General features: G+C 34.8%; 23 protein-coding genes. 9 read left to right on the top strand and 14 right to left on the bottom strand.

Going from position 1 to position 26,298, the window contains the following annotated elements; translation table 11 throughout:
- Positions 1–13: 13 nt before the first annotated feature.
- From fabG to BM201_RS16195, 11 genes are all read right to left on the bottom strand, one after another.
- Positions 14–760, bottom strand: a complete 747-nt coding sequence (gene fabG / locus BM201_RS16245; protein ID WP_092544531.1) for a 3-oxoacyl-[acyl-carrier-protein] reductase — start codon at positions 758–760, stop codon at positions 14–16.
- A gap of 110 nt (positions 761–870) precedes the next feature.
- Positions 871–3,834, bottom strand: coding sequence for a M16 family metallopeptidase (locus BM201_RS16240; protein WP_245758679.1), 2,964 nt, complete (start codon positions 3,832–3,834; stop codon positions 871–873).
- Positions 3,835–3,936: 102 nt separating this feature from the next.
- Positions 3,937–4,809 (bottom strand): succinate--CoA ligase subunit alpha, encoded by an 873-nt coding sequence (gene sucD / locus BM201_RS16235; RefSeq protein ID WP_092544527.1) that lies wholly within the window; start codon positions 4,807–4,809, stop codon positions 3,937–3,939.
- A 587-nt stretch (positions 4,810–5,396) separates the two neighbouring features.
- Positions 5,397–7,544 carry a M56 family metallopeptidase gene (locus BM201_RS16230; protein ID WP_092544525.1) on the bottom strand — a complete coding sequence of 716 codons (2,148 nt, stop codon included), beginning with the start codon at positions 7,542–7,544 and terminating at the stop codon, positions 5,397–5,399.
- 6 nt (positions 7,545–7,550) lie between these two features.
- Positions 7,551–7,916, bottom strand: a complete 366-nt coding sequence (locus tag BM201_RS16225; protein ID WP_092544523.1) for a BlaI/MecI/CopY family transcriptional regulator — start codon at positions 7,914–7,916, stop codon at positions 7,551–7,553.
- A gap of 130 nt (positions 7,917–8,046) precedes the next feature.
- Complete coding sequence (locus BM201_RS16220) at positions 8,047–8,979, bottom strand: UDP-3-O-(3-hydroxymyristoyl)glucosamine N-acyltransferase (protein WP_092544521.1); 933 nt, start codon at positions 8,977–8,979, stop codon at positions 8,047–8,049.
- Positions 8,980–9,047: 68 nt separating this feature from the next.
- Complete coding sequence (gene efp / locus BM201_RS16215; protein WP_092544519.1) at positions 9,048–9,614, bottom strand: elongation factor P; 567 nt, start codon at positions 9,612–9,614, stop codon at positions 9,048–9,050.
- A gap of 13 nt (positions 9,615–9,627) precedes the next feature.
- The gene (gene lpxA, locus BM201_RS16210; protein ID WP_092544517.1) at positions 9,628–10,413 is read right to left on the bottom strand and encodes an acyl-ACP--UDP-N-acetylglucosamine O-acyltransferase; all 786 of its coding nucleotides are present in this window, start codon (positions 10,411–10,413) and stop codon (positions 9,628–9,630) included.
- A 6-nt stretch (positions 10,414–10,419) separates the two neighbouring features.
- Positions 10,420–11,820, bottom strand: coding sequence for a bifunctional UDP-3-O-[3-hydroxymyristoyl] N-acetylglucosamine deacetylase/3-hydroxyacyl-ACP dehydratase (locus BM201_RS16205; protein WP_092544515.1), 1,401 nt, complete (start codon positions 11,818–11,820; stop codon positions 10,420–10,422).
- Complete coding sequence (lpxD, locus tag BM201_RS16200; protein WP_092544513.1) at positions 11,813–12,841, bottom strand: UDP-3-O-(3-hydroxymyristoyl)glucosamine N-acyltransferase; 1,029 nt, start codon at positions 12,839–12,841, stop codon at positions 11,813–11,815. Before lpxD ends, BM201_RS16205 begins: the two co-directional genes overlap by 8 nt.
- Positions 12,842–12,865: 24 nt before the next feature.
- A complete protein-coding gene (locus BM201_RS16195) occupies positions 12,866–14,095 on the bottom strand; it encodes an HD domain-containing protein (RefSeq protein ID WP_092544511.1) in 1,230 nt (409 codons plus the stop codon).
- 124 nt (positions 14,096–14,219) lie between these two features.
- On the opposite strand from BM201_RS16195, the gene porX reads away from it, so the two are divergent.
- The 6 genes from porX to BM201_RS16165 all read left to right on the top strand — a co-directional run bounded on the left by porX (position 14,220) and on the right by BM201_RS16165 (position 18,927).
- On the top strand, positions 14,220–15,770 hold the full coding sequence (gene porX / locus BM201_RS16190) for a T9SS response regulator signal transducer PorX (protein ID WP_092544509.1): 1,551 nt from the start codon (positions 14,220–14,222) through the stop codon (positions 15,768–15,770).
- 116 nt (positions 15,771–15,886) lie between these two features.
- Complete coding sequence (gene tsaE / locus BM201_RS16185; RefSeq protein ID WP_092544507.1) at positions 15,887–16,291, top strand: tRNA (adenosine(37)-N6)-threonylcarbamoyltransferase complex ATPase subunit type 1 TsaE; 405 nt, start codon at positions 15,887–15,889, stop codon at positions 16,289–16,291.
- A gap of 296 nt (positions 16,292–16,587) precedes the next feature.
- The gene (locus tag BM201_RS18165) at positions 16,588–16,731 is read left to right on the top strand and encodes a hypothetical protein (protein WP_175487066.1); all 144 of its coding nucleotides are present in this window, start codon (positions 16,588–16,590) and stop codon (positions 16,729–16,731) included.
- Positions 16,694–17,251, top strand: a complete 558-nt coding sequence (locus tag BM201_RS16175; protein WP_245758678.1) for a hypothetical protein — start codon at positions 16,694–16,696, stop codon at positions 17,249–17,251. The genes BM201_RS18165 and BM201_RS16175 overlap by 38 nt, the downstream gene beginning before the upstream one ends.
- 67 nt (positions 17,252–17,318) lie before the next feature.
- The gene (locus BM201_RS16170) at positions 17,319–18,518 is read left to right on the top strand and encodes an alanine dehydrogenase (RefSeq protein ID WP_092544503.1); all 1,200 of its coding nucleotides are present in this window, start codon (positions 17,319–17,321) and stop codon (positions 18,516–18,518) included.
- Between the two features lie 28 nt (positions 18,519–18,546).
- Positions 18,547–18,927 (top strand): DUF4258 domain-containing protein, encoded by a 381-nt coding sequence (locus BM201_RS16165; protein WP_092544501.1) that lies wholly within the window; start codon positions 18,547–18,549, stop codon positions 18,925–18,927.
- A 122-nt stretch (positions 18,928–19,049) separates the two neighbouring features.
- On the opposite strand, the gene bcp is transcribed toward BM201_RS16165, so the two are convergent.
- Positions 19,050–19,499 carry a thioredoxin-dependent thiol peroxidase gene (bcp, locus tag BM201_RS16160; RefSeq protein ID WP_092544499.1) on the bottom strand — a complete coding sequence of 150 codons (450 nt, stop codon included), beginning with the start codon at positions 19,497–19,499 and terminating at the stop codon, positions 19,050–19,052.
- A gap of 31 nt (positions 19,500–19,530) precedes the next feature.
- Here bcp and BM201_RS16155 point away from each other — a divergent pair, with 31 nt between their 5' ends.
- On the top strand, positions 19,531–20,199 hold the full coding sequence (locus BM201_RS16155; RefSeq protein WP_092544497.1) for an endonuclease III domain-containing protein: 669 nt from the start codon (positions 19,531–19,533) through the stop codon (positions 20,197–20,199).
- 80 nt (positions 20,200–20,279) lie between these two features.
- Here the strand turns inward: BM201_RS16155 and wrbA are convergent, their stop codons facing one another.
- Positions 20,280–20,879: an NAD(P)H:quinone oxidoreductase type IV gene (gene wrbA, locus BM201_RS16150; RefSeq protein ID WP_092544495.1), complete on the bottom strand. Its 600-nt coding sequence runs from the start codon at positions 20,877–20,879 to the stop codon at positions 20,280–20,282.
- Between the two features lie 343 nt (positions 20,880–21,222).
- Positions 21,223–21,807, bottom strand: coding sequence for an RNA polymerase sigma factor (locus BM201_RS16145; RefSeq protein WP_092544493.1), 585 nt, complete (start codon positions 21,805–21,807; stop codon positions 21,223–21,225).
- A gap of 228 nt (positions 21,808–22,035) precedes the next feature.
- Here BM201_RS16145 and uvrA point away from each other — a divergent pair, with 228 nt between their 5' ends.
- Entirely contained in the window at positions 22,036–24,825 is a 2,790-nt protein-coding gene (uvrA, locus tag BM201_RS16140) for an excinuclease ABC subunit UvrA (RefSeq protein ID WP_092544491.1), read from the top strand.
- A gap of 171 nt (positions 24,826–24,996) precedes the next feature.
- On the top strand, positions 24,997–26,238 hold the full coding sequence (locus BM201_RS16135) for a hypothetical protein (protein ID WP_139219263.1): 1,242 nt from the start codon (positions 24,997–24,999) through the stop codon (positions 26,236–26,238).
- Positions 26,239–26,298 lie beyond the last annotated feature (60 nt).

Raw genomic sequence — 26,298 nt, 5'->3', positions numbered from 1 at the left:
CTTCTTCAATTGCTTAGGTAAGCATTCCGCCATCCACGTTTAGCACCTGGCCGGTAACATACGCACTAAGATCACTACCTAAATATACACAGGCATTTGCGATATCCTCTGGCGTACCACCACGTTTTAAAGGAATATTATCTCTCCATCCCTGCACTACTTTTTCGTCTAATTTCTCGGTCATTTCAGTTTCGATAAAACCAGGAGCGATCACATTGGTACGAATATTACGAGAACCAAGCTCTAATGCCATAGACTTACTAAAACCAATAATACCAGCTTTAGAAGCTGCATAGTTTGCCTGGCCAGCATTTCCCTTAACTCCAACAACAGAACTCATATTAATGATGCTTCCTTTACGTTGTTTAAGCATAGTACGCTGTACCGCTTTGGTCATATTAAATATTGACTTAAGATTTACCTCGATCACGCGATCAAAATCTTCCTCACTCATGCGCATTAGCAGGTTATCCTTTGTGATCCCGGCATTATTTACCAGAATATCGATAGCGCCAAAGTCTTCAGCTACATTTTTGATTAATTCCTGAGCCTGCTCGAAATCGGCCGCATTAGATTTATAACCTTTAGCTTTTACTCCGGTTTCAGAAAGCTCGTTTTCCAGCTCTTTAGCTGCTTCTTCAGAAGAGTTATAAGTGAATGCAACATTAGCACCATGCTCTGCAAATACTTTTGCTATACCTCTACCAATACCACGGCTTCCACCGGTTACGATAGCATTTTTACCTTCTAATAATTTCATATGTATTATAGTAAGTTAGATTAATCTTCGCCAAAGATAAGAATAAGCATTGTTTAGGTATAAAAAAACCTCCTTTTTCAAGGAGGTCTTTAATTTTTCTTTATTCTGAATTACAATTTTAGATCCTGATCTTCTTTTTTCTCGTAATTGAATAAGTAATCGATATCAAGTTCTTTTACTTCTCCTAATTTTTGAAGGGCCTGCATATCTACATCTTTTTTATTCCCGATTACCAAAACATTGTAATCCTGGCCTTTTATATTGTTATCAAAAAAGCTTTGTAAATCATCGAAACTCATATCCTTAATAGCGTCGTACATTTCTTTACGCATATCGTGATCTATGCCCCGATCTTTTAAACTTTCGTAACTCCAAAAGATGCTTGTTTTTGTTATACGATCTGCTGCTATCTTCTTAAGTGTAGCCTCTTTAGCCGCTTCAAACTGTTCTTTTGCTTCAGGCATGTTGGTCATTAATTCTATCATTGCATCTACTGCCTGTGGCATTTTATTGGCTTGTGTACCGATATAGGCCATCGTATAGTTAGGTTTATCTATTTCTGAAGCCATTTGATAGCTCGAGTAAGCCGAATAAGCTAAAGACTTGGATTCCCTTATTTCCTGAAATACGATTGATGATAAACCGCTACCAAAATACGTATTGAATAATTGTGTAGCCGCCATTTCATCTGCATTAAAATTATCTCCTTTCGTAATGAACATCATCTCGCTTTGTACCATATCATAATCTACAAAGTATACATTACCTCCAGTATCAAGTTCAGTATAAACTTTAGCTTCAGGATAATCTTTAAGTTCTTCTGGAACACTATGCTTTTCGCTCACCGCAGCTACTGCTGCATCTGGATCTTTTCCGTAGTAAAGCACACGTTGTTTGTAATTACGTAGATCTTTTACTTTTTCTACTAATTCAGCAGGATCCAAAGCTTTTAATTCGGCTTCAGTATAAATATTACGCAAACGAGAATCTTCACCGTATTTACCGTAATTAAGCAAACCATTAAAAAGAATATTTCCTTTTTGAGTTTTGGCATCATCGCGACCTTTCATTATAGATGCTACGTATTTCTCGTAAGTTTCCTGATTAGGTTTTGCGTTTTCCCAAAGATGCTCTAACAATTCTAAGCCTTTAGGTAAATTCTCTTTTAACCCACTAATCCCAACATAAATCTGATCTGAACCTGAACTTACAAAATGATTGATACCAAGTTTGTAAAATTCCTGCTTCAATTCTTCAGGAGTATATTTATCTGTACCTAGATAATCTAAATATCCGGTAGCTAATGAAATTTCTTTATCGTTATCCTGTCCCATATCAAAAATGAAATACAGGTTAAAAAGATCATTAGTTTCATTTAGAATATAAGAAACAGGCAATCCATTTTCTGTCTCTTCTTTTTTGATCGCTTCTTCATAATCTACATATTGCGGAGTTAGAGCAGGTGCTTCCGTTTTATTGAATTCGGTTATAAATTCAGATTGCTTATCACGATTTAACTGAACTGGAGTAATTCCCGGGTTTTCAACTTTAGCAATATTTGGATCTTCACCCAAGCGCTTGTAAACTGCTACATAATTATCTTTATAATGCTCGTTTGCATAATTCACCAGTTCTTCTTTGGTAATACTTTTAAGATCCTCAGTAAAATCTACTATTTCCTGCCAATCCTGAAAATGAATAAAAGCATCCATGTGTGCATAAGCTACAGAAGATGCATTTTCATATTGGCGAATCTCAGACAACTTTAAATCGTTAATTACCGCTTCGATTAACCAATCTTCAAACTCTCCATTTTTAATCTTTTCTACTTCAGCAAGTAACAAATCCTTCACTTCTTCTAAAGATTGATCTGCCTTTGGCATTCCGTATAATAAATGGAACCCATAATCATTATCGAAATTGGTAAATGAAGAAGCCTGCTGAACCTTTTGCTTTTGGTTTAGATCTAAGTCTATTAAACCCGCCTGTGAATTTGCCAAAATATAATCGATAAGATAAACGATTTTTTGATCTTTACTACCAACACCATCGGTACGGAAAGCGACATAAACAGATTCTGACGTTGGCCCAAATACCTCTTTTTCAATAGGCGCAGTGAAAGGCTGCTCTTCAGGAAAAGTTGGATGCGTAACTTCTTTAGACTCGTAACCACCAAATGCATCATTCACCTTCTGAATCGTAGTATCAAATTCTAAATCTCCCGAAAGGATCACAGCCATGTTATTTGGTACATAATATTTATCGTGATAATTATGAATGGCCACCATCGATGGATTTTTTAAATGCTCAGATTTCCCTAAAGTAGTTTGTGTACCATAAGGATGCGTAGGATAAAGACCTTCTAAAACTGCATAATATTGCTTTCTGGAATCACTATCCTGCCCGCGGTTAAACTCTTCGTAAACCGCTTCTAATTCGGTATGAAATAAACGCAGCACCAACTCATTAAACCTTTCGCTTTCTACGGTGAGCCATTTATCTAATTCGTTAGACGGAATTTTATTCACATAAACCGTTTGTTCATTTGAAGTGAAAGCATTGGTACCTTCGGCTCCCAAAGAACTTACCATTTTATCATATTCGTTAGCGATAGAATATTTTGAAGCTTCCTGTGAAACCGAATCGATTTGGCGATAAATTGCTTTTTTCTCTTCAGGATCTGTTGTGGCTTTATGCTTTTCGTAAAGATCTGAAATGGAATCTAAAAGTACTTTTTCTGTTTCCCAATCCTGAGTTCCTATTTTACTGGTACCTTTGAACACCATATGTTCTAAGTAATGCGCAAGCCCAGTATTATCTGCAGGATCGTAAGTAGAACCGGCACGAACAGCAATTAAGGTTTGAATCTTAGGTTCTTCATTATTTCGGCTTAAATAAACCTTTAAACCATTATCCAATGTATACAAGCGTAAACCGGTGGGATCATCCTCAAAAGTTTCGTAAGAAAATCCGTTAGCATCGGTGTGAGTTTTTTCATTTTCTCCCTGCTCTTTTTTACAGGAGGCAACCGCCAAGAAAAGGACTGCCATGAGAGGTAGATAGTAATTCCTCATAGTTAAAGTTTTGATTGATAAATATGTATAAAAATAAAAAAGTCCGTAAGCATATAACGCTTACGGACTAAAATTATTTAAAATTATCTTAAATTTTAACTTTTATCCAAGAACCTCGGCAACTTTTTTACCAATCTCGGCAGGAGAATCTACAACATGAACTCCGTTTTCTTTTAAGATCGCTTTCTTAGCTTGGGCAGTATCTTCGCTACCACCTACAATAGCACCAGCATGCCCCATTGTTCTACCAGCAGGAGCAGTTTCTCCAGCGATAAATCCAATAACAGGCTTTTTGTTACCGTTTTCTTTAATCCACTTAGCAGCATCAGCTTCTAACTGTCCACCAATCTCACCGATCATAACGATAGCTTTAGTCTCATCATCGTTCATTAAAAGCTCTACCGCGTCTTTGGTAGTCGTTCCAATAATAGGGTCTCCACCAATTCCAATTGCTGTAGTAATCCCAAAACCTTCTTTTACAACCTGATCTGCAGCTTCGTAAGTTAAAGTTCCAGATTTAGAAACGATACCTACAGTTCCTTTTTTGAAAACAAAACCTGGCATAATTCCAACTTTAGCTTCACCCGGAGTGATAACACCAGGACAGTTAGGACCAATTAAACGACAATCTTTGCCTTTAATATAATCTGAAGCCTTAACCATATCTGAAACAGGAATACCCTCGGTAATAGTAATGATTACTTTAATCCCGGCATCTGCAGCTTCCATAATTGCATCTGCAGCAAAGGCTGGCGGCACAAAGATGATCGTAACATCTGCTCCTGTTTCTTTTACAGCATCTGAAACTGTATTAAACACCGGTCTATCCAAATGAGTTTGACCTCCTTTACCCGGAGTCACACCTCCAACAACGTTGGAACCATATTCTATCATTTGCTCTGCATGAAAAGTACCTTCACTACCGGTAAATCCCTGCACTATTATTTTTGAATCTTTATTTACTAAAACGCTCATAAGTATTTTTTGTAATTACGTACACAAAAATATGTTTTTAAAGATAAAACATAAAGCTTTTTTGATATTTATTCAGTGATTTACAAATAACTGTATAAAGAGACAAGACCGTAGATTCTATACTTTTAAAGTTTAAAAGTTAGAAGCCTCTTTTCCTTTTTATAAGATCATTAAGGATGCGATAGATCCGTTTTTCTTTTTTGATATCCTGAAAATAAGTAGCTTTAATTTGAATAAAAATCATAATCAGTAGTATTGCTATAACTACTTCTAAAGCGATCATAATTAAAAGAATACGGTCCATTTCTTAAGGCATATTATCAATATCAAATTTATGTTAATATAAACCAAAAAACAGGCTAAACAAAAGTTAATAAAATAATTTTAACAGATTATCCTTAACTAATCGGTTTAGCCTTAAGAATTCAATATTTCATAGAGCAATTATTTAGAAAAATTGAAAATTATTTAAAAATGTTAAATAAACATTTATTGAATTCTAGCAAACACTAAGATTTTGTTTAATCAAAAAAGAAAGATGACTTCACAAAATCACCTTTCTTTATTAAAATCTGAAAATATCTGAATTATTTTTTTTCCCTACTCGGTGGTGGCGGTGGCGTACGATCAACTTGCTTCTCAGCCCCTTGTTTTTGCAAAAGAATATAGATCGTAAACATTTTGTTGTACTCTTTCAAAATTTTATCCTGTTCCTTTTTTTCTAATTTAAAATACGCCATGGGATACCCTTCTGGCAAAAGTGACTTTACTTTTTTTAGCTGACCATTATAATCTTTAATTAATTCTTTAACCGATTTTTCCTGCTCTGGATTATTAATCTCCATCCCTAGTTCTTCTTCAACTACCTCGATAACTTCTTTTTCATTAGATATAGAAGCGTCATCTTCTACAACCTCAATTACTTCAATAATTTCAGGCTGTTTTGGCGGAGCTGGAGGATTTGGAACGTCCTCTACAACTTCTATTATTTCTGGTTTTGGTGGTTCGGGAACATCTTCTATTACCTCGATAACTTCAGGAGCTTTTGGACTTGGCGGAGACTGTGGCTTATCTTCAATTATCTCTATAGTTTCTACTTCTTCAACAACCTCAGGAACTTCTTCCGTAGAAAGTTTTAAAATTAAGCGCTCGTTAGTAGGTAACTTTCCATCTTTAACGATCCAATAGGCCTTAAAATCCTGCGCCGAATAATCCTTTACTTTCTTTCTTGAAACTTCCTTGCCGTCTATAAAAATTTGTCCATAAATCTTCAAATTTTGATCTGATAATAGCGATTTTGAAGGTGGATTTTTAGAATATTGCGAATACACCGTATTCAGATATATTTTAGTTCCTGTCTCATCAATCTGCTTAGAATAGAGACTTATCGTATTTAAATCGATAGCATCAAGCTTCTCTTTTGAGATTGGATTATTATCAAAATAAAAAGTATAGCCTTTATTTTTCCATTCCTTAATTTGTTGTTTAGTAGGACTATCTGTGGTGATGTACGAAGTCCCGCTTCTTCCCGAAATTTGCATTGGTGGCGCTGGTGGAGCTGGTGGAACTGGAACACCTGAAGGAAACAAAGAAGTATTTCTTGAATTCTTCTTCATCACCTGGTAATAATGAGTTTTAAGATATTCCTTGCCTACTTTCTTTTTAAAATCTTCAGGAACGTTTTTTAGATCTAAGCGCACATTATTTTTCAGTAAATCTTTATCTGGATATTGATTAGTAATTTTATCTAATTTCGAAGCAAATTCTTCTAGCAGCACCTGCTCCCCATTCAGTTCGATCTTTTCACCGTGAATTTTTAGCGTAAACGCGTTCAAAGTTTCAGTAACAATAGGCGATTCCTGCTGTATAGTTTCAGCAACAATATCATTATTGAAAAAATAAATACAGCAACATAGAACAGGCACTAAAAATCCAAGTTTTAGCCCTACTCTCTTTTTTGAAAATGAATTTGAAATCATAACGATTCGTTTTTTGATTAATGAATGTTTAAATGAACTCGTCATAGCGGACTGATGTTTTCCAAACGAGCTGTTTAGTAATAATGTTGAATATGATAATGCACTAATATTTTGATTTAAAACGGCTTCATCTGCCAGAAATTCGTGATTTAAGCGTATTGATTTTTTGATGAAAATAAATAGCGGATTAAACCAAAAAATGATCTGTAAAATCTCCAAAATCAATAAATCCAGCGTATGTTTTTGATGTACGTGTGCCTCTTCGTGTTTTAAAATTTCCTGCGGAATACTATTGGTTTTGAAAGCCTCTTTATCTACAAAAATATATCTAAAATATGAATACGGAATTTGTTGAAATGGCAGTAAAATCTTTGTGCTTAGTGGTTCTTTTACTTTTTCGCATTGCTGAATAAGTTTTTTTAAATACTGAAGATTCTTCAGAAATCGTATCAAAAAAACCACAGAACCAATACTATAAACACTCCATAATATGGCCGGAAGATGATCTTTCCAGGAAGTTGTTTTAACTTCTTCTACATTAGTGATGGTTTCTGGCAACAAAATCCCGGTTTGCTCGATGGTCTGGGCTTCTACCTTATAAGTTATGGTAATTAGCGGAATAATCACAGAGGCTACCAGCGCAAACAATAAGTAAAATCGCTTAAACTCATGATTTTTTTCGTTTTCTAAGAATAATCTATAAAACGAATATAGAACCAAAAGACAACCGGTAAATTTTAGAATATAAAAAAGCATAGGCTATTATTGATTTTTGATTCTTTCGTCTATAATTTTTCTGAGTTCTTTTAACTCATCTTCAGATAGATCTGTTTCTTCAGTAAAGAAAGAAGCAAATTGCGCAGCCGAATTATTAAAGAAATTCTTTATTAGTCCGTTCATTTGTTTTGAGAAATAATCGCTCTTCTTAACAAGAGGAAAATATTCTCTGGAACGACCATATTGCACAAAATCTACAAAGTTCTTATCGCGCATTCGTTTTAATAAAGTAGCGACAGTAGTATTAGCTGGTTTTGGTTCTGGATAAGCATCGATTAGATCTTTCATAAAAGCTTTTTTTTGCTTCCATAAAATTTGCATTAATTCTTCTTCTGCGTTCGAAAGTTTCATAATTCTACAATATTAGAATAACTTCTACAAATGTAGAATTATATTTTACTTCTACAAACATAGAACTCATATTTAACAAAAAACCGCCATAATTTTATGACGGTTTAGATTTGAATGAAATTATGGCTTATTATTCCTTTTTAAAAGACTGTATAAATTCTGGTAACTGCTTAATGTAAGCTTGCTCTTTTAGAAAAGAGCGCACCTCTCTTGCAGGTGTTCCCCAATAAACATTCTGGTTTAAAGTCTTCGTAACACCCGATTGTGCCATTACCACCGTTCCTTTTTTGACTACTAAATCACTAGCAATACCAACCTGTCCCCAAATGGTAACTTCATCTTCAATAACCACACAACCGGCAATACCTACCTGAGAAGCGATAAGACATTTTTTGCCAATTACCGTATCGTGCCCAATTTGGATAAGGTTATCTAATTTAGCACCTTCTTTTATTGTTGTATCCCCGCTCACACCACGATCGATAGTACAATTACAACCAATTTCAACGTTATTTTCTATCACCACGCGCCCGCTGGAAAGTAAACGATCAAAACCTTCTGGCCTGTTTTTGTAGTAAAATGCATCGCCACCAATTACGGTTCCCGACTGGATAATTACATCATCTCCAATCACAGTATGATCATTAATGGTAACATTTGCGCCAATTATACAGTTTTCACCAATACTTACATGATTTCCAATAAAAGCAGTAGGTTGAACATGACTTCCTTTTCCTATTACTGCGGAATCTGAAATTGATTTTTCGGCTTTTTGAAAGGGCTTAAAGTATTTTGCAAGCTTATTAAAATCTCTAAAAGGATCGTCTGAAATTAAAAGTGCTTTACCTTCAGGACATTCAACTTCTTTATTGATTAAAATAATTGTTGCTGCAGATTTTAATGCTTTATCATAATATTTTGGATGGTCTACAAATACAACATCTCCAGGTGTAACTACATGAATTTCATTAATCCCTTCTACCGGAAAATTTTTATCTCCTACAAAATCGCAGGAAATAATAGTCGCAATTTGTTCTAAGCTATGAGTTTGTGGAAATTTCATATAAATATTAAATATAAAAAAAGGAAAGATAAAAATACCTTTCCTTTTTCAATTATTCGCTATATAGCTTATTCTTTAATTCGTTCTTTATAAGTACCTTTTTCGGTTTCGATACGAATTTTGTCTCCTTCATTTATAAAAAGCGGAACATTTACCTCAGCTCCTGTTTCAACTGTTGCAGGTTTAGTTGCATTGGTTGCCGTATTTCCTTTTACTCCAGGTTCTGTATGAGTTACTTCTAACACCACACTTGCAGGCATTTCTGTAGAAAGTGGCATATTATCTTCAGTATTGATAATTACGGTAAGCACTTCACCTTCTTTTAGCAATTGCGGCATATCTAAAGCGCTTTCTAAAAGACGAATTTGCGTGTAATCTTCTACATGCATAAAGTGATAAAATTCACCATCCTGATATAAAAACTGATATTTATGAGTTTCTACACGAACGTCATCAATTTTATGTCCTGCGGAAAATGTATTATCGATCACTTTCCCGGTCGTAACACTCTTAAGTTTAGTTCTCACGAAAGCAGGACCTTTGCCTGGTTTTACATGAAGAAATTCAACAATCTTAAAAATATCGTGGTTGTATCTTATACAAAGTCCGTTTCTAATATCACTCGTATTTGCCATTTCCTTTTAATGTTTAGTTGTTGCTGAAGTATCCCTTCATGATACCTCGCTGAGAGTTTTTAATAAATTCTAATATTTCGTCACGCTCTGCTGTAGCCTGCATCTCTGCTTCAATAATAGCTACAGCCTGAGAGTTATTTAAATTTTTCTGATATAAGATTCGATAAATATCCTGAATCTCTCTAATCTTTTCTGTAGTAAAACCTCTTCGTCTTAAACCAATAGAATTAATACCTACATAAGATAATGGTTCACGACCTGCCTTTACAAATGGCGGTACATCTTTTCTAACCAAAGATCCTCCAGTCACGAAGGCATGCTTACCAATACTACAAAATTGCTGTATCGCTGCCATTCCTGCTAAAACTACGTGATCTCCCACATTTATATGTCCTGCAAGTGTACTGTTATTTGAAAAAATACAGTTATCACCTACAATACAATCGTGAGCAATATGGCAATACGCCATGATCCAGCAATTTTGACCAATCACTGTTTTCATACGATCTGTAGTTCCTCTGTTGATGGTAACACATTCTCTAATCGTTGTGTTATCACCAATGATGGTCACTGTATCTTCATCATCAAATTTTTTATCCTGCGGAATCGCAGAAATAACCGCACCAGGAAAAATACTACAATTTTTACCAATACGTGCACCTTCCATTATGGTAACATTAGAACCTATCCAAGTTCCTTCACCAATCACCACATTATTATGAATCGTTGCAAACGGCTCGATCACTACATTTTTGGCGATCTTCGCTCCTGGATGCACATATGCTAAAGGTTGATTCATTCTTCTTTATTTTGATTTTACAATTTGTGCCATAAGCACAGCCTCTGTAGCTAGTTTACCATTTGCATAAGCATAAGCCTGCATTTGGCAAATTCCTCTACGTATTGGCGCTAAAAGTTCTAATTTAAAGACAAGCGTATCACCTGGTACAACCTGTTGCTTAAATCTTACATTATCGATCTTCATGAAATACGTAAGATAATTTTCTGGATCTGGTACAGATTTTAAGGCTAGGATTCCACCGGTTTGTGCCATTGCTTCCACCTGTAGAACACCCGGCATTACAGGTTTTCCTGGGAAGTGACCAACAAAAAATGGTTCGTTCATGGTCACATTTTTAACCCCAACAACAGTAGAATCTGTAAGCTCATAGATCTTATCGACCAATAAGAACGGAGAACGATGCGGAAGCGTATCCATAATATCGTTAACATCCATTATTGGTTTAGAATTTAAATCGATCTTAGGAACCTTATTTCTCTTTTCCTCTTTAATGACTTTCGCCAGTTTCTTAGCAAATTCAGTATTTACGTAGTGCCCCGGTTTTGTTGCGATCACCTTACCACGAATTCTTGTTCCTACAAGTGCAAGATCTCCTAAAACATCTAATAATTTATGTCTTGCTGCTTCATTAGGATAATGCAGGGTAAGATTATCTAAAATCCCGTTAGGTTTTACAGAAATTTCATCACGATTAAAAGCTACCCTTAATTTTTTTAGCGTCTCCTCACCTATTTCCTTATCCACATAAACGATCGCATTATTTAGATCACCACCTTTTATTAGTCCGTGTTCTAAAAGTGCTTCAATTTCATGCAAAAAACTGAATGTTCTGGCGTTTGAAATATTGTCTTTGAATTCTGAAACATGTTCTATAGAAGCATTTTGCGTTCCAAGAACTTTAGTTCCAAAATCGACCATGGTTGTCACCTTATAAGTATCTGCAGGCATTACTACGATCTCACTACCTGAAGCTTCATCACGATAGCAGATCACCTCGCTAATTACATACTCATCCTTATCGGCTTCTTGTTCTTTTATTCCTGCTTCTTCTAAAGCCTGCACAAAATATTTAGAAGAACCATCCATAATTGGAGGTTCTGAGGCGTTAAGCTCAATAATAATATTATCGATCTCTAAACCAACACAGGCAGCAAGTACATGCTCTGAAGTTTGAATCTTAACACCATTCTTCTCTAAGTTGGTCCCTCTTTTAGTATCGGTTACATAACTTACATCAGCCTCGATAATTGGCTCTCCTTCAAGATCTACACGTTTAAAAACATAACCGGTATTTTCGGGAGCCGGTTTAAAGGTAAGTTTTACTTGTTTCCCGGTATGAAGCCCTACACCTTCTAAGGAAACTTCATTCTGAATAGTTTGCTGCTTCAATACTTTTTCAGCCATTCTTATTTACTTTTTTATCTAACTGATGCAATAGATCAACAGTTTTTGGTAAGTTTTTAAAATGAATAAAGGATTTATTATAATCTGAATATCCTATCGCTGGTGACCCCTGTAAAACTTCATCGTCTTTTACATTTCGGCCAATACCACTTTGTGCCTGAATCTTTACACGATCACCAATAGTGATGTGACCAACAATTCCAACCTGCCCACCAATGATACAGTTCTTTCCAATTTTTGTAGAGCCTGCAACACCTGTTTGCGCTGCAATAACGGTATTTTCACCTATTTCTACATTATGGGCGATCTGGATATGATTATCTAATTTCACACCTTTTCTTATGATCGTAGATCCTAATGTTGCTCTATCGATCGTTGTGCCCGCACCAATATCTACGTTATCTTCAATTATAACATTTCCTATTTGTGGCACTTTGGAATATTCTCCTTTTTCATTAGGACTAAATCCAAAACCATCGGCACCTATAATTGAGCCACCGTGTAAAGTTACATTCTCACCTATAACAGTTTCAGAATATACCTTAACTCCTGCAAAAAGAGTAGAATTATCTCCAATTATGGTATTATCACCTACATAAGCATAGGGATAAATTTTTACGTTCTTTCCTATTTTTACGTTCTCTCCTAAATAGGTAAATGCGCCAAGATAAATATCTTCGCCATATTTCGCAGAATCTGAAATATAACTTGGTTGCTCTATTCCGCTCTTACGAAGTTTTACCTGGTTATAATATTCTAATAAAGTAGAAAAGGCCTTATAGGCATCTTTTACTTTGATTAATGTTGTGCTTACAGGTTGCTCTGCTTCAAAACTATCATTTACGATGGTAACTGAAGCCTGGGTACTATATATATATGATGTATATTTTGGATTACTTAAAAAGGTAAGCGATCCTTCTTTTCCTTCTTCGATCTTAGCCAATTCTGAAACCTCTGCATCGGGATTCCCTTCGATGGTCCCCTCGAGAATTTCGGCTATTTGTGATGCTTTAAATTTCATTCTGGCAAAAGTAAAAAAAATGAGTTAATGTTTAGACTTGGGGTAACATATATAATATTTCGTCACTGTTTTAGACAATGCTTTTAGGTTTAACTGGTCTGAAACCTTTATAACGTCGTTTATTTTCCCATTTTTATGAAGAATATTGATATTATTTTTTTCCCGGGTATAGGCTAAATTTGAAATCTCCCCGGTAAATACAAAATAGGAAGCCTCCTTATCTGCGAGATCATATTTTTCCTTTAGATTCTTTAAATGCTTCTCGATCTTGGCAGTGGCCGGTTTCTTTTTCTTGATCTTCACTTTTAAAAGATCACGGTTAATCACCATCTTACATAAGCTACTTAATACATAATCCTCGTGATTCACCCATTCTTTCATAGCCAAAACGATATCGTAATCATCTAAACAGGAAAAGATCTTCAGTGTTTCTGTATCAAAACTCTTTTCGGTTACCTTATTATTCAAAAAATAACTTAAAGCAGAACTTGCGTTAAGATTGGAACCTTCAGCAATTAATTCTTTAGCTCTTTTTAGCACTCGTATTAAAAGCTGCTCGGCCACCATGCTGGTCTTATGCAAATACACCTGCCAGTACATTAACCTTCTGGCTACTAAGAACTTTTCTACAGAATAAATTGCTTTTTCTTCGATCACTAATTCATTATTCACAACATTTAGCATCGTAATTAATCGATCGCTATTTACGTTTCCTTCTGTAGTTCCGGTATAAAAACTATCTCTTTTTAAATAATCCAGCCTATCCATGTCTAACTGACTTGTGATTAGTTGATGCATGAACTTTCGCGGATATTTGCCGGTAAAGATATCGATAGCGAGCGTTAAACTTTGGTTAAAAACAGCATTCAATTCTTTCATAAAAAGAAGTGAAATCGACTCGTGATCTACCCCTTCCACAATGCTATGCTCCATGGCATGCGAGAAAGGCCCGTGCCCAATATCGTGCAATAAAATAGCAATTTGTAAAGCTTCTTCTTCATCTTCATTTATCTCAACTCCCTTATAACGAAGTACTCGCACAGCCTTCTGCATTAGATGCACACAACCAATAGCATGATGAAATCTGGTATGATGAGCGCCAGGATATACCAAATATGATAATCCCATTTGTGAAATTCTTCGTAATCTTTGGAAGAACGGATGCTCGATGATGTTAAAGATACGCTGATTAGGTATGGTAATAAATCCGTAAATTGGATCGTTTAAAATCTTGAGTTTGTTTTGTGAAGCCAAGCTTTATTAAATTAATGATAGAACAAATGTAAACATTGATCTTCTTTTGAATCATTTTATAACCAAAAGAATCAATATTTATTAAAAATATAAATTTTTAACCGGCTTATAAATTTAACCGAACATGAATACGATCAAAATATTATGGGTAGATGACGAAATCGACCTTTTAAAACCTCATATTTTATTTCTTGAATCTAAAAACTACGAGGTCTCTACCTGCCAAAGTGGTACAGAGGCTATTGATAAAATAGATGAAGAACGATTTGATATTGTTTTTTTGGATGAAAACATGCCAGGATTAACAGGTCTTGAAACCCTTTCTGAAATTAAAGAGAAACAAGCCAATATTCCTATAGTAATGATCACGAAAAGTGAAGAGGAATATATTATGGAAGAAGCCATAGGTTCTAAAATCGCCGATTATCTTATCAAACCGGTAAATCCTAACCAAATTCTACTTTCAATAAAAAAGAATTTAGATCATTCCAGACTAATTTCAGAAAAGACGACATCAAACTATCAGCAGGAATTCAGAAAAATAGCGATGGATCTGATGAACGTTAATACTTATGAAGATTGGACAGAAATGTACCAGCGTCTTATCTATTGGGAACTTCAGCTAGAAAATATCGAAGATAGTAGTATGTTCGAAATACTGGAAACCCAAAAGCAGGAAGCAAATACCCAATTTTGTAAGTTTATCGATAAAAATTATCCTGAATGGTTTGTAGATGGTGAAGATGCTCCTACGATGTCGCATACATTATTCAAAAGAAAAATTCTTCCTGAAATTAGCAAAGATCAGCCTACGCTATTAGTAGTCGTTGATAATTTACGATATGACCAATGGAAAGCTTTTGAGCCTATTGTTTCCAATTATTATAAAAAAGAAAAAGAACAACCTTATTGCAGTATCTTACCTACAGCCACGCAATATGCACGTAACGCCATTTTTTCTGGATTAATGCCTAGTGAAATGGAAAAATTGTATCCACAATATTGGAAAAATGATACCGAAGAAGGAGGGAAAAATAATTTTGAAGCTGAATTTTTAGCTGAACAATTAAAAAGACTGGGAAAAGATATTAAGCACGAGTATCATAAAATAAGTAATCTTAAAGCCGGAAGAAAACTAGTCGATAACTTCAAAACTCAAAAGAATAACGACCTAACCGTGGTGGTTTACAACTTTGTGGATATGCTATCGCACTCTAAGACCGAAATGGAAGTTATTAAAGAATTGGCTTCTAATGATAAATCTTATCGATCTTTAACAGAGAGCTGGTTTAAGAACTCTCCACTTTTAGAAATCATTCAGCAAGCACAGCAATTGGGCTTTAAATTAATTATTACTACAGATCACGGTACGATTAACGTGAAGAATCCTAGTAAAGTAATAGGCGACAAAAACACCAGTTTAAACCTAAGATATAAAACAGGCAAAAGTTTAACCTACGAGAAAAAGGATGTTTTAGCAGCTACAAAACCAAAATCCTTACATCTGCCTACCATAAATATGAGTAGTTCCTTCATATTTGCTAAAAGTGACTTATTTTTCGCTTATCCTAATAACTATAATCATTACGTAAGTTATTATCGTAACACCTATCAACATGGCGGGGTGTCCTTAGAAGAGATGATCATTCCATTTAGCGTTCTTTCGCCTAAATAGGGAAAATTCCGCAAGAATTTTCTTTCACGTCAATTCTTACAAGCCTTTGAAATTAAACCTGATAGTCGTATCAGGTTTTTTTTTGATATATTTGTATACTAAATTTTTTGTTAATCATGGAGTTTGAATACCGTTTATCGAATATCGATGAGGCTATTGAATTCATTTTGAGGCATGCCAAAAGCAAAACAATTCTTTTCTACGGAGAAATGGGTGCTGGCAAAACTACCCTAATCAAGAATCTTGTAAAAAAATTAAATATTGAAGATCGAGTAGCAAGCCCGACTTTTTCGCTTGTAAATGAATACAGATCTGAAAACGAACAAATATTTCATTTTGATTTTTATAGAATTGAAGATGAAAATGAGGCTTATGATATAGGATTTGAAGATTATCTAGATCAAAATGGCTGGAAATTTATAGAATGGCCACAAAAAATCCAGAATTTAATCCCTACAGATCATCAAAAATTGGAATTAGAGAAAAAAGATTTCGAAACGAGAGTGTTAAAATTAAGTTAAAGAAATGTGAATATAGTTATATTTGGAACAATAATTATGGGCATTCTGGACATAAATTTTTATAGATTTGCTTATAATAAAATCTATATATAGCCCAAAGAGTTAAAATTTTTAAGCATAATAGTTAAAAAATTATAGAATAATAAAAAAAACACGAAAAAACATAGATTCTCCTAAGCGAGCGCAAAAGTACAATTAATGTAATTACTAATCGTAGGTTATCTCGTAGTACGTTTGTATCAGAAAACGAAATACGATTTAAAAATTTTAATAAGAACAAAACAAAACCTACTATTATGAAATTAAAAGCATTATTATTCGGAGCAGCTATTTTTGGAGCATCTTTTTTCGTAACTTCAACATCTGATGACAATGGACAAGACCCGATCAAAAAACAAGCCGTTGATAGATCAACGATCAAAATTCCTGTTAACGGGTAGTATACTTGCTATTATAATAGCATTTTCACCATATTTATTTTATTTATATGAAATTTTCCCAAACGGGCCCGTTTGGGAAAATTCTTTTTTTACATACCAGAGTAATTATTACGAAAATGTAATGACGGCCATGTGGACTTACTTTGGTAAAATTACTCCGCTTACCTTACTATTAATCTGGTTCTTTACATGTAAACACTGGTGGTATCATGCAATACTCGTTCCCACTATCATGTATGCTTATCAATTGGTTACCGCTTTATATCAGGATATTTATTTAAATATAAATCCTATGGATACAAACCAGCTCATATATTTGGCGCCATTTTTTATCATCATTATATCCATTGTATATTTAATCCGAATTAAGATCTTCGACAAAATTTATGGTATTGACCTTAGTGAAATTGAGGAAACCAATATTTCAGTTTTCTCTCCTGTTTCTCAAAAGGATCTAGAAGAAATGGAAGACCTTAAAGAGTCTAATACAACCGATGAAGATTATTACGCTAAACTTTAGAAAATCTCTTCTTGCCTTTTCAAAAATAATTGTAATTTAACTTTTCTAATCAGCTGAAAAGATAATTATGTCCAAACAGGTTTCTCCTTTTACTAAAGAAGAGCTTATTCCACAGGAAGAAAAACTTGAAATTTTCAAAAACAAAGGAGAGCTTTTTATAGGTATTCCTAAAGAAACCTCATACCAGGAAAAGCGTATTTGCCTTAGTCCAGATGCAGTTGGAGCTATAACTGCTCATGGCCACCGCGTAATGATAGAATCTGGTGCCGGGAATTATGCTAATTTCAGCGATAAAGATTATTCAGATGCTGGTGCAGAAGTCACCAAAGACACTCAAAAAGTATTTTCCTGTCCTACAATTTTAAAAGTTGAGCCGCCATCCATCTCTGAATTGGAGATGATGAACCCACAAACTATATTAATCTCTGCGCTTCAAATAAAAACACAGAGTAAAGCTTATTTTCAAAAACTAGCTTCTAAAAGAATTACTGCTCTTGGTTTTGAATTTATTAAAGACGACGATGGCAGTTATCCAATAGTTAGGGCTTTAAGCGAAATTACCGGTACGGCTTCTGTGCTTATTGCTTCAGAAATTATGAGTAATAATGGTGATGGAAACGGACTATTATTTGGTAATATAAGTGGCGTTCCACCAGTAGAAGTTGTTATTCTTGGTGCTGGAACAGTTGGCCAATTTGCTGCAAGATCTGCTATTGGGCTTGGCGCTAATATCAAAGTTTTTGATAGCTCGATCACCAAGCTAAGAAACCTTCAATCGGCTTTGGGACAAACTTTTTACACCAGTACTATTCAGCCTAAAAATTTGTCAAAAGCCCTTAAGCGATGTGATGTGCTTATTGGTGCGGTGCGTGGGAACAACCGTTCGCCGGTTTTAGTAACCGAAGAAATGGTGGCTTCAATGAAACGTGGCGCAGTAGCAATCGATGTAAGTATCGATGTTGGTGGCTGTATTGAAACTAGCGAAATTACGAGCCATGAAAAACCGATATTTACCAAACATGATGTAATTCATTATTGTGTTCCAAATATTCCTTCACGATATGCAAGATCGAGTTCGTTATCCTTAAGTAATATTTTTACTCCTTATTTATTGCATATTGGCGAAGAAGGCGGATTAGAAAACACGCTTCGTTTTGACCGCGGATTGCGAAATGGTTTGTATTTTTACCACGGAGTTTTAACCAACAAATCTATTGCAGACTGGTTCGATCTTACTTATCGAGATATTAATCTCTTGATTTTCTGATCTCCAGAATCGATTTTAGCTATTTTCTATGAATATTTTTCAGCGTCTTGGATATTTTTCAGTGGGACTTTTTATGGGAATTATTATTCTCATTTTCTTTTTAAGTGGTAAAAAAACAAGTTGTTCGTATTTTCCAAACGCCCGAACTTTAAAAAGTATTCGAGTTAAAGAGCGTCATTTTGATGCTAACGCGATGAAATTCTTTACTGAAAATAAGATCGATACCAGCAATATCTCTTCAATTTTAGAAAATGGTAAAGTTCATTTTGGTGAAAGTATTACCGATAGGGATTCTTGTAATGTTTACCTGATTTCAGGTGAAACTGCAACAAAACCAATTCAATTTAAAGTTGAAAATTGCGACAGTATCGCTACGATCCAGGAAGTTGATTTTTATTCGGAAAAATAAAAAACCTCGAGGTATTATCCCCTTTGGTGATGCCAAAAAAAAGCCTGCCAAAATTATACAAATTCAGCAGGCATTATTTGAAAGTTCTTCAGAATTAATTCCGAAAAAAACTTATTCGGAAATTATAGAATCTGGGCAGCGTGATCTTTGGTTTTTACTTTACCGATCACCTCCTCTATTTTACCTTCTTCATCTATTACAAAAGTAGTACGGTGAATCCCTTCGTATTCCTTACCCATAAACTTTTTAGGTCCCCAAACGCCATAAGCATTTATCACTTCTTTTTCTTCATCTGCTAAAAGCTGAAAAGGAAGTTCGTTCTTCGTCTTAAAGTTTGTTTGTCTACGCTTAGAATCTGCGCTTACTCCCAATATTGCGTAACCTTTTTCCTTAAAAACTTCCCAGTTATCTCTAAGATTACAAGCTTCTGCCGTACATCCAGGCGTGCTTGCTTTTGGATAGAAAAATAAAACTAGTTTCTTACCTTTAAAATCTGAAAGTTTTACTTCGTTGCCATCCTGATCTTCTACCGCAAATTCTGGTGCTTTATCTCCTGCTTTTAATGTCGTCATAATTCTTATTTTTGCCTAAAATTAAAGCTTTATGAACAAACAGCAAAAAGTGCAATTTGTAATTGATACTTTACAAAATATTTATCCTGAAATTCCTATTCCGTTAGATCATAAAGATCCTTACACATTATTAATTGCTGTTTTACTTTCTGCCCAAAGTACCGATGTTAAGGTGAATCAAATTACTCCGCTTTTATTTGAAGTGGCCGATACGCCTCAAAAAATGGTGAAACTAAGTGTTGAGGAAATTAGAGAAATCATAAAACCTTGCGGATTATCACCAATGAAATCTAAAGGAATACACGGACTTTCAGAAATTCTCCTCGAAAAATATAATGGACAGGTTCCTGCAGATTTTGAAGCCTTGGAAAGTCTGCCTTCCGTTGGGCATAAAACGGCAAGTGTAGTAATGTCACAAGCTTTTAATGTTCCTGCATTTCCGGTTGATACTCATATTCACCGATTGATGTATCGTTGGAATCTCTCTAACGGAAAAAACGTTGACCAGACTGAAAAAGATGCTAAAAGATTATTCCCGAAGGATCTTTGGAATGATCTTCATTTACAAATCATTTGGTACGGTAGGCAATACTCACCAGCCAGAGGATGGAATCTTGAAAAGGATATTATTACCAAAACAATTGGCCGAAAATCGGTTATCAATGAATACGAGGCAAAATTGGCCAAAAAGAGGAAATAATTTTTGAGGCAGTTTCAATTTCTACAAAATTGAAAAGCTCCGAATAATCGGAGCTTTTTAGTTTATCAATATTGGTGGTTTTAAGCCTTTATTTTTTCAGTAACACTTAATGTTCGCTTTACCTGAGCTTTAATGGCTTTTTTGTCTTTTTCGTCTAATTCTTTTCCTGCCACAACACTAAAGCCGTATGGATTTCCTCCTGTTTCAAAAATAATAGGATCTGTAAATGCTGGATTTGCAACAATTGCTCCCCAGTGCATCATCGCTTTATAGATTGATTGCAATGTTCCTTCTTGTCCGGCGTGTGGATTTGCCGCGCTGGTCATTGCACTTACTACCTTATCTACTAACTTCCCTTCTTGCCAAAGCGGCCCGGTAGTATCCATTAAACTATTAAATTGTGATGGTAAATTACCATAACGTGTTGGCGCCGAAAAGATAATAGCATCTGCCCAATCCAGGTCATCAGCAGATGCCACAGGTACATCTTTTGTAGCGTTATAATGCTTTAACCAATCTTCATTGGTTTTAATAATATCTTCTGGAACGGTCTCCTCTACCCTTAAAAATTTGATCTCTTTCACTCCGAGATCTTTCGCTGCTTCTTCAGCTGCTTTCGATAATTGATAGTTGGTTCCGGTTGAGCTATAATAGATTATAGCTAGTTTTACATTTTCCATAATTCATTTTTTTCTAATTTAAACTTATTAGAAGAGAGCTACAGAAAAACAAATTCTAAAATTTTTATAATTCTGTCCAAAATGAATATAATAGTGATAAAAAAAGCCTGCTTTTCAGCAGGCTTAAGTTTTTAGTTTAGAAGCATCTCAAAGTCTTCCTTTTCGCCAGGTAAGACCTTTAAGGCTTTTGAATAATCTAATAGAAACTTGATTGTTTCTTCTTTAGGATTCAAATTTTTTAGTTTTTCTTCTTTCGAAGTTTTTTCAAAGTAAAGGTTCCCCATTAATTACGCTATTATGATTTATAACTTAATAACGCAGGATTCTAGGGAATAGTATAAACTTAATTTGTTAAAACTAAATTATGCTTTTCGATGATCTTTCTTAAATTGATAAGTGCATATCTCATGCGGCCTAAAGCCGTATTTATACTAACTCCTGTTCTTTCAGAAATTTCTTTAAAACTCATCTCTTTATAGATTCGCATTGTTAAAACTTCTAATTGATCTTCAGGAAGTTCTCTAATTACTTCACGTAAATCACTCTCGATCTGGTCTTTTATAATTTGCTTTTCAGCATTTAAACCAGAATCACTTAAGACTGAAAAAATATTAAAATCCCCACTATTATCGAATTTGGGCATTCTTTTGTTTTTTCTAAAATGATCGATCACAAGATTATGGGCTATTCGCATTACCCACGGTAAAAATTTACCTTCTTCGTTATACTTTCCTCGTTTTAATGTATTGATGACTTTGATGAATGTGTCCTGAAAAATGTCTTCAGCAATATCTTTGTCAAATACCTTGGAATAAATGAAACTGTAAATTCTGTGGTGATGACGACGAATAAGTTCTGAGAGAGCCAGCTCGTTTCCGTTAATGTAATCTTTAACCAAAACGGCATCTGTTACCTTAGTTTTTTCCATACAGTTACTTTTAAAGGGCAAGGCCCTGTCTTAGATTAGGTTATTTAGATATAAAAGTAACAGTATACTATAGGCAATTCTATTTTTGAGTTCGGTTCCAAATATAGTAAACTAAATTTGAGAAATACAAATAAAAGCTTAAAATTTTAACAATACTATAGGATTTTAATGGCTTTTCGCACTGCTTTAGATTGAGTACCTTTGCATACTTATTGCTAGAAAGTGAACATGAATACTGACTTAGAAAAGATAAACCCCAAAGAAAACATTATCATTAAAGGTGCAAAATTGCACAATCTTAAAGATATAAATGTTGTAATACCTCGTAACAAACTGGTAGTGATCACCGGGCTTTCGGGCTCTGGTAAATCCAGTTTAGCTTTTGATACTTTATATGCTGAAGGGCAAAGACGATATGTAGAAAGCTTATCTTCATATGCAAGGCAGTTTTTGGGGAGGCTGAACAAACCTAAAGTAGATTACATAAAAGGAATTGCTCCGGCTATTGCCATAGAACAAAAGGTAAATTCTACAAATCCACGATCTACGGTAGGGACTTCTACCGAAATTTATGACTACCTAAAATTACTATATGCCAGGATTGGTAAAACCTATTCTCCTGTTTCGGGTAGAGAAGTAAAAAAAGATTCGGTTACCGATGTTGTTAATTTTGTAAAGGAATTTCCAGATCGCACCAAATTGCTTCTCCTCGCTCCTATTTATGTTGAAGAAGGTCGAGATCTCGATGAAAAAATTAAGATTCTTGCTCAGCAGGGATATAGCCGAATAAAAGTTGACGATGAAGTTTTACGTATCGATGAAGCAGATCTTAGCAAAGCGAAGCCAGAAAATACATCTTTGGTTGTAGACCGTGTGATCAAAAAAGATGATGAAGATTTCTTTAATCGCTTAGCCGATGCTATTGAAGCTGCTTTTTTTGAAGGAAAAGGAGAACTTTACATAGAAACACTTTCAGACAACAAGTTACATCACTTCAGCAATAAATTTGAATTGGATGGAATGAGTTTCTTGGAACCTAATGTGCATTTATTCAGTTTCAATAATCCTTATGGTGCTTGCCCAAAATGTGAAGGATACGGTGATGTTATTGGTATAGATGAAGATTTGGTGATTCCAAACACCGGACTTTCAATTTACGACAACGCAATTTATCCATGGCGTGGCGAGAGCATGAGCTGGTATCGCGATCAACTGGTAAATAATTCGCATAAATTCGATTTTCCTATTCATAAACCCTATTTCGAATTAACTCAGGATCAAAAAGATTTAGTTTGGAACGGTAATAAATATTTCGAAGGGCTAAATCAATTCTTCGAATTCCTGGAAAGTAAAGCTTATAAAATTCAGAATCGAGTTATGCTTTCTCGTTATCGTGGTAAAACAAAATGTTCGACCTGCCAGGGAAAAAGGCTTCGTAAAGAAGCAGAATACGTTAAAATAAACGGCACAAGTATTACCGAGCTTGTTGTTAAACCTTTAGATAAAGCAAGAGCTTTCTTTGCAGACCTTGAGTTAAACGAACACGACGCACAGATCGCTAAACGATTACTTACTGAAATTAATAACCGACTCAATTTTTTATCTGAAGTTGGTTTAGACTATCTAACGCTGAATAGAAAATCGAATACACTTTCTGGTGGGGAGTCACAACGTATAAACCTTGCCACATCTTTAGGAAGTAGTCTTGTAGGATCTATGTACATTTTAGATGAACCATCTATTGGTTTGCATCCAAGAGATGGAGAACGCTTAATTGGCGTACTTAAAAATCTTCGTGATCTTGGCAATACCGTAATTGTGGTAGAACATGATGAAGACATCATGAAAGAGGCAGATGAAATAATAGATATTGGTCCAGAAGCCGGTACTAACGGCGGCCATGTGGTAGCGACAGGAACTTTAAAAGAGATTTTAAAATCAGATTCGCTTACCTCGCAATATCTAAACGATAGAAAACGTATTGAAGTTCCTAGTAAACGTCGAAAATGGACAAAAGAAATAAACATTCTTGGTGCCAGAGAAAATAACTTAAAAAATATCGATGTGATGTTTCCACTGGGAATATTTACAGCGATCACAGGAGTTTCTGGTAGTGGTAAAAGTACGTTGGTTAAAAAATTACTTTATCCAGCTGTACAAAAACAACTGGGTGGTTATGGCGAAAAAGTTGGCCAGTTTAGCGATATAAAAGGAGACTTTAAAAATCTAGGTTCGGTTGAATTTGTGGATCAAAACCCTATTGGTCGTTCTTCCAGATCTAATCCCGTAACCTACATCAAAGCTTATGACGATATAAGAAATCTATTTTCTTCTCAGAAATTATCCAAAATTAGAGGATATAAGCCAAAACATTTTTCTTTTAATGTAGATGGTGGGCGATGTGAAGTTTGTAAAGGTGAAGGCGAAGTAACCATCGAAATGCAGTTTATGGCAGATGTTCATTTGCAATGTGAAGCTTGTGATGGTAAACGATTCAAGAAAGAGATTCTGGAAGTTAAGTTCAAAGAAAAGAATATTGATGACATCCTGAATATGACGATCGACGATGCGATCGACTTTTTCGACGAGCATAATGAAAATAAAATTGCTAATAAACTTCAGCCTTTACAAGATGTTGGTTTGGGTTATGTTCAGTTAGGACAAAGCTCTTCTACACTTTCTGGTGGTGAAGCGCAGCGTATTAAATTAGCTTCATTTTTGGTAAAAGGTAATACTAAAGATAAAGCCTTATTCATATTTGATGAGCCAACAACCGGACTTCATTTTCATGATATTCAGAAATTATTAAAATCCTTTAATGCCTTGATCGATAAAGGTCATAGCGTGATCGTGATCGAACATAATATGGATTTGGTAAAATGTGCAGATTATGTAATCGATCTAGGTGCAGAAGGTGGTGAAAACGGTGGATACCTGGTTACACAGGGAACACCAGAGCAAATTGTAAAGAGCAAAGATTCGTATACGGCGACCTATCTAAAGCCTAAACTAAAATAATTTACTTTAATTTTTAAATTACTAGAGTTCAAAACATTAACTCGTTTTAGCAAATCTTATAAATTTACTTACAGGAGCCTCTAAAAGGCTCCTTTTTCTTTTTTGGCATGCGCTTTGTTTCTATTAAGATGTAGATAGCTACTACTTCAATATTAATTTAAAAATAAAGCCATGAAAAAATTTTCCTTAATATTTTCGATTTTGTTTCTAGGACTGGTAAGTATTGCCAAAGCCGATGAAACTGCGAGCAGATATGGCTATAATGAATCCTTCATTTTTACCGAAGGTGGTGTTGAATTTTCAGTTTATCCAAATGGAGAATTTGACTTCTATTATAACCCCGCATTTAGAAGATCTAGTGTTGTAAATATATCTGTACCTCACGTAAACATAAGTTTTAACTCAGGTTATAATTACGACCCATATATCCAGTACGATGATTACGGTGCTGTTATCCAGATTGAAGAAGTTCCGATATATTACGATTATTACGGTAGAATCACACAGGCTGGTAATATCATCATCGATTACGATAGATATGGATATGTAGTAAGTGTAGGAAACCTATTTGTTCGATACGATCCTTATCATAGAATCGCTGGATATAGAGGTTATATTAATTCATACAATCGTAACTATGTTTATCGCCCTTGGCACAGATATTATAGAAGACCACGAGCTAGATTTAGTATTGTTTTTAATAGACCTTATAGAGCCTATTATCAACCAAACCGAATCACTTACGTAAACCACGTAAACTATTATAACACACACCATCACCAAAAAGCCTACAAGAATTTTTACAGACCTGGGCAAAAAGTGAGAAGTTATAACCGTGGAAGAAGAGTTGCACAAAAACGAGAAATACGATCTAATCACACTAGTGCCAGACGTAGTAATGTAGCAACAAGAACCCGAAATGCTAATAGATCAAATAGCAGAAGAAACGTAAATAGAGCAACTAGTTCTCGAAAAAGAGATAATGTAGTAATTGGTGCTAGAAACGATAGAAGTGCTAATAATAGAAGTAAAACGATAAATAATAGAAACAATAGATCTTCTAATAATGCGGTAATATCGAATAGAAAAGCGGTAGAGCAAAGTAGAAATACTAGAGCCACTACAAGCAATAATAGAACGCAAAGAGCAAATACAAACAGAGTTTCAGCTAGCAATAGAAATACTACTTCTGCAAATCAAAGAAAGGCAGCGGTGCAAAATTCTAGAGCAAAAAATAATGCCAGAACGCAGAGATCAGTAAATACTCAGCGTCCTACTCAGAAAAAACAAGTGAAAAGAGCGACACAAAGCAGAAGTCGAAACACCTCTGCAAGAAGCTCTAGATCAAACAGTAATATAAAAAAATCTACACGCTCTCAAAGTTCGGCACGAAATGTGAGAAGTAGAGATTAGAGTTCATAATTTAATTTTTTGGTTGGTTAGTTGGAAAACCCCCAGCGGCGAAAGCCCGGG

Source organism: Zunongwangia mangrovi (assembly GCF_900112105.1).
Classification (GTDB): domain Bacteria; phylum Bacteroidota; class Bacteroidia; order Flavobacteriales; family Flavobacteriaceae; genus Zunongwangia; species Zunongwangia mangrovi.
The sequence above is the reverse complement of the archived record's forward strand: the minus strand, read 5'-3'. Positions and strand labels throughout refer to the sequence as shown.

What these genes read in the sequence shown, in the direction of transcription:
- porX (WP_092544509.1), top strand. Translation starts at nt 14,220, where the DNA reads ATGAATACGATCAAAATATTATGGGTAGATGACGAAATCGACCTTTTA.
- BM201_RS16225 (WP_092544523.1), bottom strand. Translation starts at nt 7,916, where the DNA reads ATGAAACTTTCGAACGCAGAAGAAGAATTAATGCAAATTTTATGGAAG.
- BM201_RS16135 (WP_139219263.1), top strand. Translation starts at nt 24,997, where the DNA reads ATGAAAAAATTTTCCTTAATATTTTCGATTTTGTTTCTAGGACTGGTA.
- bcp (WP_092544499.1), bottom strand. Translation starts at nt 19,499, where the DNA reads ATGACGACATTAAAAGCAGGAGATAAAGCACCAGAATTTGCGGTAGAA.
- BM201_RS16155 (WP_092544497.1), top strand. Translation starts at nt 19,531, where the DNA reads ATGAACAAACAGCAAAAAGTGCAATTTGTAATTGATACTTTACAAAAT.
- lpxD (WP_092544513.1), bottom strand. Translation starts at nt 12,841, where the DNA reads ATGAAATTTAAAGCATCACAAATAGCCGAAATTCTCGAGGGGACCATC.
- uvrA (WP_092544491.1), top strand. Translation starts at nt 22,036, where the DNA reads ATGAATACTGACTTAGAAAAGATAAACCCCAAAGAAAACATTATCATT.
- tsaE (WP_092544507.1), top strand. Translation starts at nt 15,887, where the DNA reads ATGGAGTTTGAATACCGTTTATCGAATATCGATGAGGCTATTGAATTC.
- BM201_RS16165 (WP_092544501.1), top strand. Translation starts at nt 18,547, where the DNA reads ATGAATATTTTTCAGCGTCTTGGATATTTTTCAGTGGGACTTTTTATG.
- sucD (WP_092544527.1), bottom strand. Translation starts at nt 4,809, where the DNA reads ATGAGCGTTTTAGTAAATAAAGATTCAAAAATAATAGTGCAGGGATTT.
- BM201_RS16230 (WP_092544525.1), bottom strand. Translation starts at nt 7,544, where the DNA reads ATGCTTTTTTATATTCTAAAATTTACCGGTTGTCTTTTGGTTCTATAT.
- fabG (WP_092544531.1), bottom strand. Translation starts at nt 760, where the DNA reads ATGAAATTATTAGAAGGTAAAAATGCTATCGTAACCGGTGGAAGCCGT.
- BM201_RS18165 (WP_175487066.1), top strand. Translation starts at nt 16,588, where the DNA reads ATGAAATTAAAAGCATTATTATTCGGAGCAGCTATTTTTGGAGCATCT.
- wrbA (WP_092544495.1), bottom strand. Translation starts at nt 20,879, where the DNA reads ATGGAAAATGTAAAACTAGCTATAATCTATTATAGCTCAACCGGAACC.
- BM201_RS16240 (WP_245758679.1), bottom strand. Translation starts at nt 3,834, where the DNA reads ATGAGGAATTACTATCTACCTCTCATGGCAGTCCTTTTCTTGGCGGTT.
- efp (WP_092544519.1), bottom strand. Translation starts at nt 9,614, where the DNA reads ATGGCAAATACGAGTGATATTAGAAACGGACTTTGTATAAGATACAAC.
- BM201_RS16145 (WP_092544493.1), bottom strand. Translation starts at nt 21,807, where the DNA reads ATGGAAAAAACTAAGGTAACAGATGCCGTTTTGGTTAAAGATTACATT.
- BM201_RS16170 (WP_092544503.1), top strand. Translation starts at nt 17,319, where the DNA reads ATGTCCAAACAGGTTTCTCCTTTTACTAAAGAAGAGCTTATTCCACAG.
- lpxA (WP_092544517.1), bottom strand. Translation starts at nt 10,413, where the DNA reads ATGAATCAACCTTTAGCATATGTGCATCCAGGAGCGAAGATCGCCAAA.
- BM201_RS16205 (WP_092544515.1), bottom strand. Translation starts at nt 11,820, where the DNA reads ATGGCTGAAAAAGTATTGAAGCAGCAAACTATTCAGAATGAAGTTTCC.
- BM201_RS16220 (WP_092544521.1), bottom strand. Translation starts at nt 8,979, where the DNA reads ATGAAATTTCCACAAACTCATAGCTTAGAACAAATTGCGACTATTATT.